This is a genomic window from Enterovibrio sp. QJM3NY_24 (genome assembly GCF_057786035.1).
The window spans coordinates 3379987-3398157 of the sequence record NZ_CM173519.1 but is presented as its reverse complement, the minus strand read 5'-3'; the positions used below and the strand labels follow the sequence as shown (position 1 = coordinate 3398157).

At 49.0% G+C, this 18171-nt stretch carries 13 protein-coding genes; 8 read left to right on the top strand and 5 right to left on the bottom strand.

Translation table 11 applies throughout. The features are described 5' to 3' along the window. Nucleotides 1-27: 27 nt before the first annotated feature. Complete coding sequence (gene cytR, locus AC3CIC_RS15250) at nt 28-1056, bottom strand: DNA-binding transcriptional regulator CytR (protein WP_488515926.1); 1029 nt, start codon at nt 1054-1056, stop codon at nt 28-30. Between the two features lie 156 nt (nt 1057-1212). Next, nucleotides 1213-3408, bottom strand: coding sequence for a primosomal protein N' (gene priA, locus AC3CIC_RS15245; RefSeq protein WP_488514982.1), 2196 nt, complete (start codon nt 3406-3408; stop codon nt 1213-1215). 260 nt (nt 3409-3668) lie between these two features. Here priA and rpmE point away from each other — a divergent pair, with 260 nt between their 5' ends. Both rpmE and AC3CIC_RS15235 read left to right on the top strand, forming a co-directional pair. Then, nucleotides 3669-3881 carry a 50S ribosomal protein L31 gene (gene rpmE / locus AC3CIC_RS15240; protein ID WP_016961944.1) on the top strand — a complete coding sequence of 71 codons (213 nt, stop codon included), beginning with the start codon at nt 3669-3671 and terminating at the stop codon, nt 3879-3881. A gap of 454 nt (nt 3882-4335) precedes the next feature. Beyond that, the gene (locus AC3CIC_RS15235) at nt 4336-5586 is read left to right on the top strand and encodes a malic enzyme-like NAD(P)-binding protein (RefSeq protein WP_394212484.1); all 1251 of its coding nucleotides are present in this window, start codon (nt 4336-4338) and stop codon (nt 5584-5586) included. A gap of 127 nt (nt 5587-5713) precedes the next feature. Here AC3CIC_RS15235 and metJ read toward each other — a convergent pair whose 3' ends face one another. Further along, nucleotides 5714-6031 (bottom strand): met regulon transcriptional regulator MetJ, encoded by a 318-nt coding sequence (gene metJ / locus AC3CIC_RS15230; protein WP_016961946.1) that lies wholly within the window; start codon nt 6029-6031, stop codon nt 5714-5716. Nucleotides 6032-6239: 208 nt separating this feature from the next. Between metJ and AC3CIC_RS15225 the strand changes: the two genes are divergently transcribed. The 3 genes from AC3CIC_RS15225 (at nt 6240) to metF (ending at nt 10941) form a co-directional block, all read left to right on the top strand. Beyond that, the gene (locus tag AC3CIC_RS15225) at nt 6240-7403 is read left to right on the top strand and encodes an O-succinylhomoserine (thiol)-lyase (RefSeq protein WP_016961947.1); all 1164 of its coding nucleotides are present in this window, start codon (nt 6240-6242) and stop codon (nt 7401-7403) included. Continuing rightward, nucleotides 7403-9847 (top strand): bifunctional aspartate kinase/homoserine dehydrogenase II, encoded by a 2445-nt coding sequence (locus AC3CIC_RS15220; protein ID WP_488514981.1) that lies wholly within the window; start codon nt 7403-7405, stop codon nt 9845-9847. The genes AC3CIC_RS15225 and AC3CIC_RS15220 overlap by 1 nt, the downstream gene beginning before the upstream one ends. Before the next feature lie 203 nt (nt 9848-10050). Beyond that, the gene (metF, locus tag AC3CIC_RS15215) at nt 10051-10941 is read left to right on the top strand and encodes a methylenetetrahydrofolate reductase (RefSeq protein WP_488514980.1); all 891 of its coding nucleotides are present in this window, start codon (nt 10051-10053) and stop codon (nt 10939-10941) included. Nucleotides 10942-11043: 102 nt separating this feature from the next. Here the strand turns inward: metF and AC3CIC_RS15210 are convergent, their stop codons facing one another. After that, entirely contained in the window at nt 11044-11619 is a 576-nt protein-coding gene (locus AC3CIC_RS15210; RefSeq protein WP_016961950.1) for a PadR family transcriptional regulator, read from the bottom strand. A 356-nt stretch (nt 11620-11975) separates the two neighbouring features. Continuing rightward, nucleotides 11976-14606: a phosphoenolpyruvate carboxylase gene (gene ppc / locus AC3CIC_RS15205; protein WP_017002692.1), complete on the bottom strand. Its 2631-nt coding sequence runs from the start codon at nt 14604-14606 to the stop codon at nt 11976-11978. 468 nt (nt 14607-15074) lie between these two features. Between ppc and argC the strand changes: the two genes are divergently transcribed. From argC to AC3CIC_RS15190, 3 genes are all read left to right on the top strand, one after another. Then, on the top strand, nt 15075-16082 hold the full coding sequence (gene argC / locus AC3CIC_RS15200) for an N-acetyl-gamma-glutamyl-phosphate reductase (RefSeq protein ID WP_488514979.1): 1008 nt from the start codon (nt 15075-15077) through the stop codon (nt 16080-16082). Nucleotides 16083-16092: 10 nt separating this feature from the next. After that, nucleotides 16093-16872 carry an acetylglutamate kinase gene (gene argB, locus AC3CIC_RS15195; protein WP_488515925.1) on the top strand — a complete coding sequence of 260 codons (780 nt, stop codon included), beginning with the start codon at nt 16093-16095 and terminating at the stop codon, nt 16870-16872. Nucleotides 16873-16946: 74 nt separating this feature from the next. Next, complete coding sequence (locus AC3CIC_RS15190) at nt 16947-18158, top strand: argininosuccinate synthase (protein WP_016961954.1); 1212 nt, start codon at nt 16947-16949, stop codon at nt 18156-18158. Nucleotides 18159-18171: the final 13 nt, after the last annotated feature.

The window sequence follows — 18171 nt, the reverse complement described above, 5'->3', positions numbered from 1 at the left end:
AAGCGCGCCAGTACCTAGCTTGTCAGTTTAACGTGATGGCGGTGCCACACTCTCCCTGATCACCAATTGTGCATCGAGCAAACGTGAACCTGCCTGCACATCATTGCCTTTCAGTATCTTCAACAACATGAGCATAGCCTGACGACCAATATCATAGCGAGGTTGTGAGACAGTGGTCAGAGCTGGGTCACAATACTCAGCAAACTGAATGTCATCAAAACCAACGATAGAGATGTCGTGTGGGACACGAAAGCCCAGTCGCTTCGCTTGTTGAAGTGCACCAATTGCCATGACATCAGAGTGGCAGAATACCGCTGTAGGTGGTGTGGGCAGTGACAACAAAGTGGTCATTGCGCGCGCACCCGCTGCGAAAGTGAAATCTCCCGCAACCGTATAAGCCGGATTCACCGTCACGCCGCCGCGACGCAGAGCTTGTTGATAGCCCTGAACGCGAAATCGTGTCAGTGCAGCGCTAGGATCACCTGTGATCTGTGCGATCTGCTTATGACCGACTTGAGTCAGGTAATTGACCGCTTCAAACGCTGCGGTTAGGTTATCAATGTGCACCGTCGGCAACTCTAGTTCTGGCGCGTATTCACAGGCCATCACGAGAGGGGGTAGGTTCTTTTGCTCCGGTTTGCTGACATCAAAAGGAAGATCGGTACCTAAAAGAAGCATGCCGTCAGCTTGTTTAGTAAACACCAAATTCACAAATGAGCTTTCACGACTTGCTTGCTGTCCGCTGTCGCCAAGTAGCACTAAATAGCCGTGCTCCATAGCCGCTTCTTCGATGCCACGAATGATCTCCGTGAAATAGGGATCACAAATATCTGGAACAATAGCCACAATGGTTTTCGATTCATTGCGACGTAAATTTCTTGCGAGCGAGTTAGGGCTATAGCCCGCTTCCATCACCGCCTGCTCGACTTTCTTGCGGGTCGACGCTGATACCTTCTCCGGGTTCATCAACGCACGCGAAACTGTCGCCGTAGAGACGCCAGCCAGATGGGCAACATCCTTCATTGTCGCCATAGTGCTATTCCTCTTGCTCGTTATATGTGGCAATGCATCCCGTTAGGGAACTTCAGCAATAAGACTTTATATTGTTAACAGGCCATATCTTAATCTGATGGCGGTGTATTAAACATGGTCATGTTAACAGTTATTACAAGAATATTGTGATCTTGGTCGGCTTAAGCGAATGAAATTTGTTCAGCTCATGTCTTGGGGTTCGATATCCAGCGACCAACGCACTTTCTTCGACAAAGGCAGTTGGCGTATTGCTGGCAAAGCGGCTGACAATCTTTGTTGTAACATCCGGCGGTTAGGTGCTTGAAAAATTAATTGCCAACGGTAACGACCTGCTCGTCGTGGCAATGGCGCTGGAGCTGGCCCCATGACGGCGCAGTCGTCATCAGGAACGGGAGACGCATCCAGGATGGTTCGCACTTGCTGAAGAAACTGTTCAACTTGTTCGCTGTGGTTGGCTTCAGAGCGAAACAGGGCGAAGAAACTGTACGGCGGCAGGTTGGCTTGCTGACGTTCTATCAGCGCTTCCGAGGCAAAGCAGTCGTAGCCTTTGTGAATGAGTGATTGCAACAAAGCATGTTCAGGGTGGTGAGTTTGCAGCAAGACAAACCCTGGCTTACTGGCGCGTCCTGCGCGTCCGGCGACTTGCACAAACAATTGAGCTAATCGCTCAGGGGCGCGAAAGTCATTGCTGAAAAGGGCGCTGTCGACATCCACCAGTGCCACCAAGGTCACATCGGGAAAATGGTGGCCTTTTGCCAGCATTTGGGTGCCAATCAGAATTTGATACTCTTTGTTGTGTATGGCATCCAAGTAGGCCTCTAGTGAGCCTTTTCGACGGGTATTGTCGCGATCAATACGAATCGTTTTGAACTCTGGAAATAGCGTCGCCAGTTGCGCTTCTAGTTGCTCTGTACCGACCCCGACCCCGATAAGCTGCGTCGAGCCACATTGACCACATTGATGGGGAATTGGGCGCTGAGTGCCACAATGGTGACAGCGCAGTTCATTGCTTTGCTGGTGCAAAGTGTAATAGGCATCGCAGCGTTTACACTCTGCCAACCAACCACATTCGTGACACATGAGAGCAGGAGCGTAGCCGCGTCGGTTTAAAAACAACATGACTTGATTGCCATCAGAAAGGTGTTTTCGCATCTCAGCAATTAAGGGCGCAGATAAACCAGCTTCTAAGTACAAACCGCGAATATCGAGCACACCATGTTTGGCTTTGATGGCGTTACCTGCTCGAATAGACAAGGTAAGGTGATGGTATTTGCCCGTTTTGGCATTGTGTAGGCTTTCTAAGCAGGGCGTGGCAGAGCCAAGTATTACAGGCACGTTTTCTTCATGACCGCGCATAACGGCGAGATCACGTGCGTGATAGCGAAAAGAGTCCTGCTGTTTATACGAGGCGTCGTGTTCTTCATCCACAATGATGATGCCGAGTGATTTGAACGGCGCAAACAAGGCAGAGCGAGTGCCAATGATGATAGCCGCTTCGTTGTCTCGGGCGGCGAGCCAAGCATTGAGTCGTTCGGTGTCATTTAAACCGGAATGCATCACCTCGACAGGCACATTAAAGCGACGTTTAAAGCGATTAATTGTCTGCGGCGTCAAACCAATTTCGGGCACTAAAATCAGCGCTTGCTGACCACGAGCCAGAACGGGTTCGAGTGCATTGAGGTAGACCTCTGTTTTACCTGAGCCAGTCACCCCTTCAATTAAGTAACAGCCAAATTCAGGACTGGCATTGATGGTCGCAACCGCTAAGGCCTGCTCGTGATTGGGCGTGGGTTTGTCTTCGACGACCCGATAGTTTGGCATCCAAGGTTTGGCACGCACATTCTGTACGATGTCGATCCAGCCTTTTTCCTCAGCGGTTTTGATCACAGCGGCAGTCAGATCACTTTCAAGTAAATCGCTGTGTGCCATAGCGCCGCTGCGCAACATCGTCAGGATCCGCGCTTGCTTAGGTGCACGGGTCAATGCCGTGATGGGTTGATCTTTTCCTGCTTCTGTTAGCTGCCACACACGCTCACGCTCGCGATGCGCAGGTTTACCTTTTCTTAGGCTGCCGGGCATGACGGTAGCTAGCGCGTCACCTAATGGATATTGATAGTAGCGACTCGCCCAATTTAATAGCTTATATAAAGCCGGAGCCCAAAGGGGGGCGTCATCTAATACGGCATTAATAGGTTTAAGTTGCGTTAAAGGAAAAGCAGATTGATCAGCAAGGGCCGTCACAATTCCGATTTTGTATTGCTTGCCAAATGGCACGCGAACGCGTCCACCTACAACTGGCATATCATTGCCAATGAAGTAATCAAACGTCTTGTGCAAAGGGACAGGTAATGCCACTTGAGCGATTGTTGGGATCATGAGGTGCTAGCGTCTTAGGTAAATAGACAAATCATCGCGACAGTGTACCTAGGGTAAAGGGGGGCGCAAAGGGGCGTATCACTTTCTTTTGAGCCGCGTGACGAAAGCGTCTCAGCATAACTTTCAAATGAATTGAACAAAAAAGTTGCTATCAAAGGTCTCCTTGATTAGAATTTCGCGCCTTACAAAATGTTTGTTAACGACGTGTGGTGCCCGATAGGCTCGGGAGAGCGACACGGCCTATATTAGAGGTTATCCCTATGAAAGCTGGTATCCATCCAGAATACGCTGCAGTAACTGCAAAATGTTCATGCGGCAACACTTTTGAATTCAACACTACTCTAGGTAAAGATATTAACCTGGACGTATGTGACAAATGCCACCCATTCTACACTGGTAAGCAACGTGTAGTTGACACCGGTGGCCGCGTTGACCGCTTTAACAAGCGTTTCGGTGCATTGGGTAGCAAGTAATATTGCTGACTCGAAAAAAAGGGTGCGAAAGCACCCTTTTTTTATTGCTGTTACAGCTTGTAAGACCCTTTCCAAGGTTCAATATCGGTAGACTATGACAGTTTATCTGAGCGAACCGATAGCCTCGCTACCCTCGCTGCGTTAACATTTAATAATTCCTTATATATCTTGATGTCATTGACCTCGTAGCGTCATAGACACTGCGCACACTTATCTATTGTAAAATTCACTACACTCAAGATAAGGGGACGTGCGAAGTGCTTTATTGCTATATCAATTACTTGGGATAGACGGATCGCGTTTTGGCGTGAGAAATACTTGGCACTAAGGTGACAAGATCATCTCGACATATAAAACGTATTCCGCACCTTGTTGTTCACCTTTACCTATGCTTGTGGGCTCGGTTGGCAACAAGATTAATCAGCCAATAACTAATAAAGTCAGGAAAACAGAAATGTCTGAAGACAAACGCCAACAGGCGCTGGATTATCATGCCTATCCAGTCCCTGGCAAAATCTCGGTAGAACTTACCAAACCAGCAGATACGGTTGAAGATCTTGCGTTGGCATACAGCCCTGGTGTGGCAGAGCCTGTTCGTGAAATCGCACAAGACGCTGATAATGTTTATAAATACACAGCGAAAGGCAACATGGTTGCGGTTATTTCAAACGGTACCGCTATTCTTGGTTTGGGCAACTTAGGCCCTCTAGCGTCTAAACCTGTGATGGAAGGCAAAGCGCTTCTGTTCAAACGTTTTGCAGGTCTTGATTCGATTGATATCGAAGTGAAGCACCGCACGATTGAAGAATTCGTTGATACCGTTGCGAATATCGCGGATACCTTTGGTGGTATCAACCTAGAAGACATTAAAGCGCCAGATTGCTTCGAGATAGAAAAGCAGCTGATTGAGCGTTGTAACGTCCCAGTATTCCATGATGATCAACACGGTACGGCCATCGTGACATCGGCGGGTATGCTGAATGCGTTGGAGCTTCAGGGTAAAGAGATCGGTGAAGCGGTGATTGTGTGCTTGGGGGCAGGTGCTGCTGCCGTTGCATGCATGGAACTTCTGATCAAATGTGGGGCACAGCGTGAGAAAATCTACATGCTGGACCGCAAAGGCGTGATCCACACTCGCCGTGATGACATTAACGAATACAAACAATTGTTCGCCAACAACACAGATAAGCGCACGCTTGAAGATGTGATTGAAGGTGCGGATATTTTCCTTGGTGTATCAGGCCCTGATCTGTTACCGCCAGACGCGCTGAAACTGATGGCAGACAAGCCAATCGTGTTTGCGTGTTCAAACCCTGATCCAGAAATAAAACCTGAGCTTGCGCATGCAGTGCGTGACGATTTGATCATGGGAACGGGTCGTTCGGATTACCCGAACCAAGTGAATAACGTGCTGTGTTTCCCGTTCATTTTCCGCGGTGCGCTCGATGTGCGTGCAAGTCGAATTAATGACGAGATGAAACTGGCTGCCGTTGAGGCAATTCGCACGCTGGCGAAAGAACCTGTGCCTGCGGCAGTATTGAAAGCGGCGGGTGTAGACAAGCTGAGCTTTAGCAAGGACTACATCATCCCTAAACCGATGGACCCGCGTTTGCTGCCTCGCGTAGCCAAAGCCGTTGCGGTCGCAGCAGTAGAGTCGGGCGTCGCGCGCATCGAGATGCCTGAAAACTACATGTTAGATAAGTAACTGAAGTCGGCTAAATATCTGACAGGAAAATAAGGCGAGGTGAGAAAACGCTCTGTGCTTTTTCCTCAAAAAAAGCCATTAAAAAACCAGCCAAGCGGCTGGTTTTTTTGTCATTACGATGACGGAATTAATATTCTTCTTCGTTAAACTCGATGCCAAGCTCTTTCATTATGCGCTTCACTTCTGCCGGAACGCTATCCGCTTTATCCTTGCGAATATCGTCATCTGTTGGCAGTGGTTGGCCGGTGTAAGCATGCAAAAAGGCTTCACACAACAGTTCGCTGTTGGTGGCGTGGCGTAAATTATTGACCTGGCGACGTGTACGTTCATCCGTCAGGATTTTAAGCACTTTCAGCGGGATAGAGACGGTGATCTTCTTTACTTGCTCTTTCTTTTTACCGTGCTCGGCGTAAGGGTTAATATATTCGCCATTCCACTCTGCCATCGTGCACCTTCTAAGCAGTTTCATTGATAAATCGCTGTCAACACCGGAAGCATTATGTCCAGGTTGAATGAATTTCGAATTTTAGCGATATTAACCGCTATATGTAAAGACATATAGACGTCTAGAGCTATTGACGTCTTACTATTGAGTGGTTAAGGTTAACCCTATCTGCTTGTATTATGATCGCATTTTGACAGGGAAAGACACCATGAGCGACAAGAAGTCAGCCACGATTGCCGTACGCACTGGCATCACCACAGATTCTCAGCATAATGCTGTGGTTCCTCCTATTTACCTATCCACCAACTACGAATTCCCTGAGTTTGGCACAGTACCAACCTACGATTATGCCCGTGGTGGTAACCCAACCCGCAACCTGTTGGAAACGGCACTGGCCGAGCTTGAAAACGGCGCAGGCGCGGTGGTGACCAACTGCGGTATGTCCGCCATTAATTTGCTGCTGTCTCTGCTTGGCCCTGATGATTTGATTGTCGCACCTCATGATTGCTACGGCGGCACGTACCGTTTGTTCGATTCGCGCGCCAAAAAAGGAGCGTTTAAGATTGAGTTTGTTGACCAATCTAATGTTGAAGCGTTGGAAGCAGCATTGGCTAAACAGCCAAAGCTCGTCTGGATAGAAACGCCATCAAACCCGCTACTGCGTGTGGTAGATATCGCCGACATTTCCCAAAAAGCCCACGCGGTAGGTGCTTGGGTCGGAGTGGATAACACTTTCTTGTCTCCGGTATTGCAGCAGCCATTGAACCTTGGCGCTGATTTCGTGGTGCATTCCACGACCAAGTTTATCAACGGTCACTCAGATACCGTCGGTGGTGTGGTGGTCGCGAAAGAGTCTGCACTCGCTGACGAGCTCAAGTGGTGGGGCAACTGCATTGGCGCAACAGGCAATGCCTTTGACAGCTACATGACATTACGCGGTCTTCGCACCTTGAGCGCGAGAATGCGTCAGCATGAAGAAAACAGTGCCGCGGTGTTGGCATTTTTGCTACAAGAGTCGCTGGTGGATGTGATTTATCATCCATCATTGCCCGATCATCCGGGACATGAGATTGCTAAGAAACAACAAAAAGGGTTCGGCGGTATGTTGAGCTTTGAACTAAAAGGTGGCGAAAGTGAACTGAAACTGTTCCTGGGTTCATTGAAGTTATTCTCTTTGGCTGAGTCACTTGGCGGCGTAGAAAGCTTAGTCACCCACCCAGGTTCGATGACGCATCGTGCCATGTCTGATGAAGCGCAGGCTGAGGCAGGTATCGCAGCAACACTATTGCGTTTATCTATCGGTCTGGAGGATCATACGGATTTGGTCGCCGACCTAAAACAAGCATTCAATAAAGTGAGAGAGAGTCAGTAATGAGCGCGGTTGAAGTCGTATCCCCTCAGCAGTCGCCGTCCCGCCAGCTACATAAATTTGGCGGTAGCAGCCTTGCCGATCCAGACTGTTTTCGTCGCGTGGCGAGAATTCTGGCGCAATACAGTGATGCGACAGACATTATTGTCGTTTCAGCCGCAGGTAAAACCACCAACCGTCTGATTGAATGGCTGTCTTTGCTGGATAAAGATGGGCGTCTTGCTCATGAAACCCTGCAAAGCTTGCGTAAATACCAGCAAGACTTGATTGAGAACCTGATCGAAGGTGAACAGAAACAAGCGCTGGTCGATGCGTTATACACAGATTTTAGTGCGATGGCACAGGTGGCCGAAAATCCATTAGGTGTCGCTCAGCGCGCTTGGGCGCAAGGTTTTGGTGAAGCATGGTCAGCCCGTTTGTTGTCTGCATTGCTGACTCAGCTTGATATGCCTGCCGTGAAACTCGATTCTCGCAGTTTCTTACGTGCAGAGCGTGCGGCGCAGCCAGAAGTGGATCGCGCTAGCTCTTGGCCGCTGCTTAAAGAGCAGTTGGTGCAGCACACTCATCGTCGCATTGTGATCACCGGTTTTATGGCACAAAACGCAGACGGTGAAACCGTGCTGCTTGGCCGCAATGGGTCTGATTACTCCGCCACGATTATCGGCGCGTTGGCTGACGTAAGCCGCGTGACCATTTGGAGTGATGTCGCTGGTGTCTTCAGTGCAGACCCTCGCCTTGTCGGTGACGCATGTTTGCTCCCTTTACTTCGCCTTGATGAAGCGGCAGAACTGGCGCGTCTTGCCGCGCCTGTGCTGCATACCCGCACCCTTCAGCCTGTGGCACAAAGCTGTATCGATTTGAACCTGCGTTGCAGCTACGACCCTGAGTCCGGCTCTACCCGAGTCGAGCGTGTGCTTGCCTCAGGTCGAGGCGCGAAAATCATCACGTCACTTGATGACGTGTGTTTGCTTCAGCTCGACATTCCGCGATCCCATGATTTTAGCGTCGCACGACGAGACATTGAGCGACTGTTAACGCGCAATCAAATTCAGCCGCTGGCTTCTTCCGCCAGTGCTGATCAACATCGTATTCAATTGGCCTATACCGCAGAAGTCGTCAACAGTGTGTTAGAGCAACTTCAAGACGCCGGTATTCCGGCTGACATTCGTTTGCGCGAAGGCTTTAGTTTAGTGGCGGCGGTAGGTGCTGGTGTGACGGGTAACCCGGTACATTGTCATGGCTTCTATCAGCAATTGCGTGGTCAGCCGATTGAATTTATCAGTGAATCTAACAGTGGCTTAAGCATCGCGGCTTTGCTGCGTAAGACGAACACCGCAGCGTTAGTGGCCGATATTCACTGTGCATTGTTTCAAGCACAGCGCCGGATTGGCCTTGTATTACTAGGAAAAGGCAATATTGGTAGCCGTTGGCTGTCGTTGTTTAAAGAACAAAAAAGTGCGCTTGAAAAGCGTCATGGCATGAACTTCGAATTGATCTCGGTGCAGGACAGTCATCTGCAATGGGTCGACTTCGATGGCATCGATGCTGATACGGTGATGGAGCATTTTAATGAAAATGCGAAAACGTATGAGATGGGCGAATGGCTGGTCAATCTGCTCAATCATCCGTATGACGACATCGTCGTGCTGGATGTGACCGCCAGTTCACCCTTGGCGTCGCAGTATTCCGATTTGGCCGAGCATGGCTATCACCTTATTTCTGCCAACAAAGTGGCGGGCTCTGCAAGTAGCGAGCTTTATTATCAGGTACAAGATGCCTTTGCAAAAACCGGGCGCTTTTGGCTTTACAATGCGACGGTAGGGGCGGGTTTACCTGTTAACCATACCGTACGGGACTTGCGAGAAAGCGGTGACCAAATCATGGCATTGTCGGGGATTTTCTCTGGCACTTTGTCTTGGCTGTTCCAGCAATTTAACGGTGAAGTTAAATTCAGTGAACTGCTGGAGCAAGCGTGGCAGCAGGGTTTGACAGAGCCTGATCCGCGTGAAGATCTCAGTGGCGCTGATGTTATGCGTAAACTGGTGATACTGGCACGAGAGTCGGGTCTTGAATTAGAACCTGAGCAGGTTCAAGTGCAATCTCTGGTGCCAGATGCATTGGCACAACAGTCGCTTGATGGCTTCCTTGATGGCAGTGCCTTGCTAGATGACACCTTAGAAGAATGGCTGGAAGAAGCGAAAAAGGACAACGGCGTACTTCGCTATGTTGCGCGTTTGACCCGAAATGGCAAAGCACGTGTTGGTATTGAGGTGCTTCCAGAGGATCACCCATTGGCCAACTTGCTGCCATGTGACAACATTTTTGCTATTGAGAGCCAGTGGTATCGTGAAAACCCATTAGTGATTCGCGGCCCAGGCGCAGGGCGAGATGTCACCGCAGGCGCGTTGTTGTCTGACTTGAATCGCATCGCATCCTTGCTGAAATAAGAAGAAATGAAAGTGAAAAAAGCGGAGGGTTAACTTCCGCTTTTTGCTATGTGAACAAAGCGCATAGTGATCATGAATAAATTTCACGATAAGCAAGTTGACTTTGAGTTGCTTGCAATTCAATATCTAGACATATAGACGGCTAAACGGATGTCGTCATCAAGGATTTTTTCAGTGAACTGTCACTGAAGTAGGGAGACACAATGGGTTACTCACACGCTAGCCATCTGGATTCACTGAATCAGAATCTTTCCGATTTGAACGGCGATATCAACGTCTCGTTTGAATTCTTCCCACCAAGTTCAGAAGCCATGGAGCAGACGCTTTGGGCATCGGTTCAGCGTTTGAAAAACCTTCAGCCTAAGTTTATGTCTGTGACCTATGGTGCAAACTCTGGTGAGCGTGATCGTACCCACTCCATCGTAAAAAGCATCAAGCAGGAAACGGGCATCGAAGCCGCCCCGCATTTGACCTGTATCGATGCCACGCGTGATGAACTTAAAATCATTGCTCGCGACTACTGGAACAGTGGTATTCGCCATATCGTCGCACTGCGTGGCGATTTGCCTGAGAAAGGGCAGAAGCCTGAAATGTACGCATCAGATTTGGTTGAATTGCTAAAAGGTGAAGCAGATTTTGATATTTCGGTGGCGGTTTACCCAGAAGTTCACCCAGAAGCGAAGAGTGCACAAGCGGATTTGATCAACTTAAAGCGCAAAGTCGATGCCGGGGCGAATCGCGCGATCACCCAGTTCTTTTTCGATGTAGAAAGCTATTTACGCTTCCGCGATCGCTGTGTGGCGGCGGGTATTGATGTAGAAATTATCCCAGGCATTTTACCTGTGTCGAATTTCAAGCAGGCAGCAAGATTTGCCAACATGACCAATGTGCGCATACCAAACTGGATGCACAATCAGTTTGCGGGATTGGATGACGACCCTGTCACTCGTCAAATGGTGGGTGCAAGTCAAGCCATCGACATGGTCCGTGTATTGAGCCGTGAGGGTGTAAAAGATTTTCACTTCTATACCTTGAACCGAGCAGAACTGACTTACGCGATGTGTCATACATTGGGTGTACGTCCGGGCGCTTAATATGACTGCGACCTTAGGGATAACAGAGCATTTGAGCTCGTGTATGCCATAGACATAAAAAAACCGTCGCGATTGCGACGGTTTTTGTTTTAGCGGATTCGCTTAGCGGGAGGCAAAGGCCTTTTGATTGGCCATTGTCGCTTCCATCGCTGCCAGTTCTAGCAGCACTTCATCTGCCCATGTCAGCCATGCTTCTTTGCGCAGAATATTGCGACGCAATGTCAGGCGCTCCAAGCGACCTTCTCGGGTCAGTAAAGAAGAATCTGAATATTGGTTTCGCTCTAAATCACGATATTGGCTGAGCTGCATACGTGACTCATCAATCAATGCATGCATATGCTCGATCATCGGAGTGGGTTCAAATATGCTGCATGTCAGCAGTTTGGCTGACACTTCGTCACGATCAGTCGGGTGTTTTGCAGGAAGCAAAAACCACTCGTACAGACCTTGCCTGCCGATATCGGTAATGGTGTAGACCTTGCGATCAGGTTTGCCGTCTTGTGGTTCGAGCCGACAACTTACTGCGCCCATATCGGCGAGTTTGTTGAGTTCACGGTAAACCTGCTGATGGCTGGCTTTCCAGAAGTGGCCGATGGCGTGAGAAAACTCTTTGGTTATATCGTAACCAGTTGCATCACGATGGTTCAACACCGTGAGAATTACATGCGGTAGTGACATCTCTTCTATCCAAAATCTAAAAAGGCGATCCTTAGCCCTGGGACGTCGCTCTATGGCGAATTATTTATTTCCGCAACACTGGGTGGATCGATTCGTCATTAATGGTCCTTAGTATCGCCAAAGGCCAACATTATTTACACCCAAAGTAGCGGGGCGAAAAATGGCGATACACCACGACATCAAAACGGTTAATTATACGTCGGTGTTTTGCCTTGGTCTGAGCAGTGAAAATTCTCAGACTAGACATGAAAACATATTAATAACATTATCAATCCAACAACAATCGAAAAAGCCTTTTTGAAAATAAAAAAGGCTGCAACTTAGCAGCCTTTCTTACTTTTGATTCGATTTCTCACTTATCCGGTGTTACGCATACCTGCTGCAATACCGGCGATGGTTACCATCAATGCTTCATCGAGCTCAGGGCTTTCTTGCTCTGAAGCGCGCGTGCGGCTAAGTAGTTCAGCCTGAAGCATATTGAGTGGCTCGACATAAATGTTACGCAGACGAATCGCTTCTGCGCCCCATGGGTTTTGTTCCATTAAGTGATCGCTGTTCTCGACCATCAGTATGGCTTTGATATCTTGCGCTAAGCGTTCACGAAGCTGCTCACCAAGAGGCCATAACGCTTCATCAACTAGCTTCTCGTCATAGTATTGCGAAATAGATGGACTGGTTTTAGTGAACACCATTTCGAGCATACCCAATCGGGTTGAGAAGAATGGCCATTCACGACACATCTCTTCGAGTTGCTTCAAGTGACCATTATCGATGGAGTATTGGATGGCTTGACCCGCACCTAACCAAGCAGGCAGCAGCAAGCGGTTTTGGCTCCATGCGAAAATCCATGGAATTGCACGCAAGCTTTCTACGCCGCCATTCGGGTTACGTTTTGCAGGACGCGATCCCAATGGCAGTTTGCCAAGCTCTAACTCTGGTGTGGTTGAGCGGAAGTAAGGAACGAAATCTTTACTGCCACGCACAACATCGCGGTACGCATCACAAGAAACGTCACTCAGTGTCTCCATCAGATCGCGCCATTCTTGCTTTGGTGCCGGAGGTGGCAGCAAGTTGGCTTCAAGGATGGCACTGGCATACAGATTTAAGCTGTTGGTAGCGACATCAGGGAGACCTAACTTAAAGCGGATCATCTCACCTTGTTCTGTCACGCGCAGGCCGCCTTTTAGGCTGCGTGGTGGTTGAGACAATAATGCCGCGTGTGCAGGTGCACCACCGCGACCAATTGACCCTCCACGACCGTGGAACAATACCAGGTCAACCCCAGCGTTTTCACACAGCGAAACCAGTGACTCCATGGCTTTGTACTGCGCCCAACCTGCGGCCATGACACCGGCATCTTTGGCGGAGTCCGAGTAGCCAATCATGACCATCTGGAAATTCTGGATAAAGCCGCGATACCAATCAATGTTCAGCAGTTGACTGATCACTGATTCGGCATTGTTCAAATCTTCGAGGGTTTCAAACAGCGGGCAGACATCCAAGCGGAACGGACAACCTGCTTCTTTAAGCAGAAGATGAACCGCCAATACGTCCGATGCAGTACGTGCCATCGAAATAACGTATGAACCTAGGGCTTCACGCGGCTGCTGGGCAACGATACGGCAAGTATCTAATACCTCTTGTACGTCATCAGATGGCTCCCAGTCACGAGGCAGCAGAGGGCGCTTTGAACTGAGTTCTCGGATCAAGAATGCTTGTTTGTCTTGCTCGCTCCATTGGCTGTAGTCGCCCATGCCAAGGCAGCGGGTCACTTCAGACAACACGTCAGCATGACGGGTACTTTCTTGACGGATATCGAGTTTGATGAGGTTAACGCCGAAGCAGCGAATACGACGCAACGTATCGAGCAACAAGCCATCAGCGATAATGCCCATACCGCACTCATGCAGTGATTGGTAACAGGCATGTAGCGGTGTCCACAGCTGATCAACGTTGGTCAGAATATCTTTTTCATCAATATGCTGGCCTTTGATTTGTGCATCAAGACACTCCAGCGTATTGGTGAGTGTTTTGCGCAGGGATTTCAAAATCGCACGGTACGGTTCGTGCTCATCGCCTGCCATTGCACGAACAATGTCATTGCAGCGAGTCATCGACAGTTCGCTGACGAGCTCCTGAATGTCACCGAGGTACAAGTCGGCAGCTTTCCAGCGAGACAGTAGCAGCACCTCTTGGGTCACTTCCGCCGTCACAAATGGGTTACCGTCGCGGTCGCCACCCATCCAGCTTGAAATCTGAATTGGCGCGGCGTCAACTGGAAGGCTATGACCAAGGTGGCGTGTTAGTTTTTGATCAAACTGACGCAGGAATTCAGGAACGGCTTGCCATAGGCTGTTTTCAATAACGGCATAGCCCCATTTCGCTTCATCTAAGGGCGTCGGACGTTGCTGACGAATAACATCGGAATGCCAAGCTTGCGCGATCAATTGCTCTAGGCGCAATTCTGCTTTACCGCGCTCGGTGCTGGAAAGATCATCAAGCTCTAGCTTCGACAAGCATTTGTTAATCTGAACGAGTTTATGAATGGTGGTTCGACGCGCAATCTCTGTAGGGTGTGCGGTTAACACCAGCTCAATCTTCAAATCCTCAACGGCTTTTTCTGCATCGATACTAGAGACATCGTTGCCTTTCAGGCGCTGGAACAAGTCATCCAGAGCATCAGGGCTGCAGATCAGCTCTTCGCAGTTGCGGGAAACAGAGTGATATTGCTCTGCAATATTGGTGAGGTTAAGAAACTGGCTAAATGCGCGTGCTACAGGGAGTAATTGGTCATTGGGAAGACTCTGCAATACGTCAATGAGCTTGGCGTGATCGTCTTTGTTTCCAGCTGATGCCGATTTAGAAAGCTGTCGAATCTCTTCTACTTTTGCAAGCAATTCATCGCCGTGGGCGCCCTTGATGGTATTACCCAGCAAGTGACCCAGCATACTGACGTTGCTTTTTAGAGCGTCATACTTGTCATTCATAAGTCATCCATTTCGTAACTTTGTTACATCCAAATTGCAATCGTAATGGCTCAATCTAGCCAATGAGAGGGCCTAAGGTCAATCTTATACGTACTGAAAGTGATACTTTTTCACGTCCATCCCCATACGACTTGGGCGCGCTGGGAGTTGTAACAAAATTACAATAAAGTGAACGCGATACATTATCTGTGAGCGAGTGAGAATCTTGGCGGTTTTATTTTGAGTATACTGTTGACATTAGTCACTTATCACGCTAAAAAGCACATATAAATTCATTTTAAATGAATAAACAATTATAAAGCTCATTGGATGCAGCGAAAGGTACGATACGAAATGGATAAGTTCTCAACCCCCCTTCTCCAGCGACGACGCCGACGTTAATCATAACGTTGGGTGCGTGTGCCCCTCCTGCAGCTGAGTGAGCTGAATGTTTCATCTAGTCATTACCAGACAGCAAAACGGATTTTTATGTTAAAGACAGTGATCGTCGGTGCCAGCGGTTATACCGGTGCCGAGCTGACCAGAATGGTTCACCTCCATCCCCAACTTGAATTGACCGGTCTTTATGTATCTGAAAACAGTACAGATGCGGGTAAGCCGATCAGCGATCTTCATGGCACATTAAAAGGTTTGATTGATTTGCCATTGTTGCCGCTCAGCAGTGTTGAGAGCGTGGCGCAAACAGCAGATGTCGTGTTGCTGGCGACAGCCCATGAAGTCAGCCACGATATCGCGCCTGTGTTTTTGGCGCAGAGCTGCAAGGTGTTTGATTTGTCGGGCGCGTTTCGCGTTCAGTCTGATAGTTTCTACACCACCTTTTACGGTTTTGAACACCAGTATTCAGATTGGCTAGATAAAGCCGTTTACGGTTTGGCAGAATGGAACCATGAAGCGATTGCAACTGCCGATCTCATCGCTGTGCCGGGCTGTTACCCAACGGCATCACAATTGGCTCTTAAGCCGCTGATTGATAATGGCTTGTTGGATCTAAACCAATGGCCAGTGATCAATGCAGTGAGCGGCGCTTCCGGTGCAGGACGTAAAGCATCGATGACGAACAGCTTTTGCGAAGTTAGCCTACATGCCTATGGCATATTCAGCCACCGCCACCAGCCAGAGATTGCAACGCACCTTGGCTGTGATGTGATATTTACGCCTCATCTTGGTAATTTCAAACGCGGTATTCTCGCAACCATTACAGCAAAGCTAGCGGATGATGTGACAGAATCTGCGGTGTCTGATGCACTTGAAAGCGCTTATCAAGATATGCCATTGGTGCGTCCACTGGGTGCAGGCCAAAGCGCGAAATTGCAATCGGTTCAACACACAGGTTTTTGTGATATCGGCTGGTCGGTGAAAGGGCAGCACGTGATTTTGACCTCTGCTATCGATAATCTGCTTAAAGGCGCGGCGAGCCAAGCCATGCAATGCATAAACATTCGTTTTGGGTTTGCGCCGTTAACGGCCATTGTGTAGGAGAGTCATGATGAGTTTACGTCCTTTAGTGGTGAAACTGGGTGGTGCAGCGCTTTCTTGCACTGAGACACTAGAAAAACTATTTAACGCCATTGCTGCATACAAAGCGTCTGCGCATCGTGAGATTGTGATTGTTCACGGTGGTGGCTACTTGGTCGATGACCTGATGAAAGCACTGAACCTGAAGGTCGAGAAAAAGCAGGGCCTACGTGTCACACCAAAAGATCAGATTAATGTGGTCGCCGGTGCACTCGCAGGAACGGCAAACAAATTGCTACAAGGGCAAGCAGTTAGAAGCGGCATTCACTCTGTCGGTCTGAGTTTGGCAGATGGCGGACTTTGTAAGATTACCCAACTTGATCCTGAGTTGGGCAATGTGGGCAAAGCGGCGCCTGGTGACGCTAAGTTACTGCAAGCGATTTTGGCGACAGGTTGCGTGCCCATTATCAGCTCGATTGGCCTTGATGCTGATGGCGAACTGATGAATGTGAATGCGGATCAGGCGGCGGTTGCGGTTGCCGCTGCGCTGGATGCAGAGCTGGTCTTGTTGTCAGATGTGAGTGGCGTGCTTAATGGAAAAGGCAAGCTGATGCCGGCACTTGATGCAAAATTGGCTGATGAATTAATTGAAAGCGGCGTGATCACGGACGGCATGGTCGTCAAAGTGAAAGCGGCGTTTGAAGCGGCAAATGCGCTAGGTCGTCCGATTGAAGTGGCGAGTTGGCGTTATCCTGAGCGGCTGGCTGATTTATTCAGCGGCGGCAACATCGGTACCCGTTTTACTGTTTAACTGAATTTATATCCCTATATTTATGTCGTTCACCGCCTGTACTGACCGTCAGAGCGGTAACAAGGAGAGTTACTATGAGCACTATTAAGAAGGTTGTACTTGCGTATTCTGGCGGTCTCGACACGTCGGCGATCATTCCATGGCTAAAAGAAAACTATGACTGCGAAGTCATCGCGTTCGTGGCCGATGTGGGTCAGGGCGAAGAAGAGCTGGTTGGTATTGAAGAAAAAGCCATCGCTTCTGGTGCATCAGCGTGTTACATCGCTGACCTGAAAGAAGAAATGGTCTCTGAGTATATCTACCCGAGCCTGAAAACCGGTGCCATGTACGAAGGCAAATACTTGCTAGGTACATCAATGGCGCGTCCTATCATCGCGAAAGCGCAGGTTGAATGTGCGCTAGAAGTGGGTGCTGATGCGTTGTGTCATGGTTGTACGGGTAAAGGCAATGACCAAGTACGTTTTGAAAGTGCATTTGCTGCATTGGCACCGCATTTGAAAGTGATTGCGCCATGGCGTGAGTGGGATCTTCGCAGCCGTGAAGCCCTGTTGGATTATTTGGCAGAGCGCAAAATCCCTTGTACTGCAAGCCTTGAGAAAATCTACAGCCGTGATGCTAACGCTTGGCATATCTCTACTGAAGGCGGCGTTCTGGAAGATACGTGGAACCAACCTAATGAGCTTTGCTGGGTTTGGACGGTTGATCCTGAGCAAGCGCCAGATCAAGCTGAAACAGTCACCTTGATGGTCGAAAAAGGTGAAGTGACCGCAGTGGATGGTCAGGCAATGTCACCGTATCAAGTCCTCACAACGTTAAACGAAAAAGGTTCACGCCACGGTGTGGGTCGTATCGATATTGTTGAAAACCGTTTGGTCGGTATGAAGTCTCGCGGTTGTTACGAAACACCCGGCGGCACCATCATGATGGAAGCACTGCGTGGTGTAGAACAACTGGTATTGGACAAAGATTGCTTCGAGTTCCGTGAAGAGCTTGGTCTAAAAGCCTCTCACCTTATTTATGATGGTCGTTGGTTCACCCCACTGTGCAAGTCAATTTTGGCAGCAGCCGATGAGCTGGCTGAAGCCGTGACCGGTGAAGTGGTAGTGAAACTGTACAAAGGACAGGCTACAGTAGTGCAGAAGCGCTCGATCAATAGCTTGTACTCAGAAGAGTTTGCGACCTTTGGTGAAGATGATGTTTATGATCACAGCCATGCAGGTGGCTTTATCCGTCTTTACTCGCTATCAAGCCGCATTCGTGCGCTAAATGAAAAAAAACAAAAATAGATAGCTGGAAGCA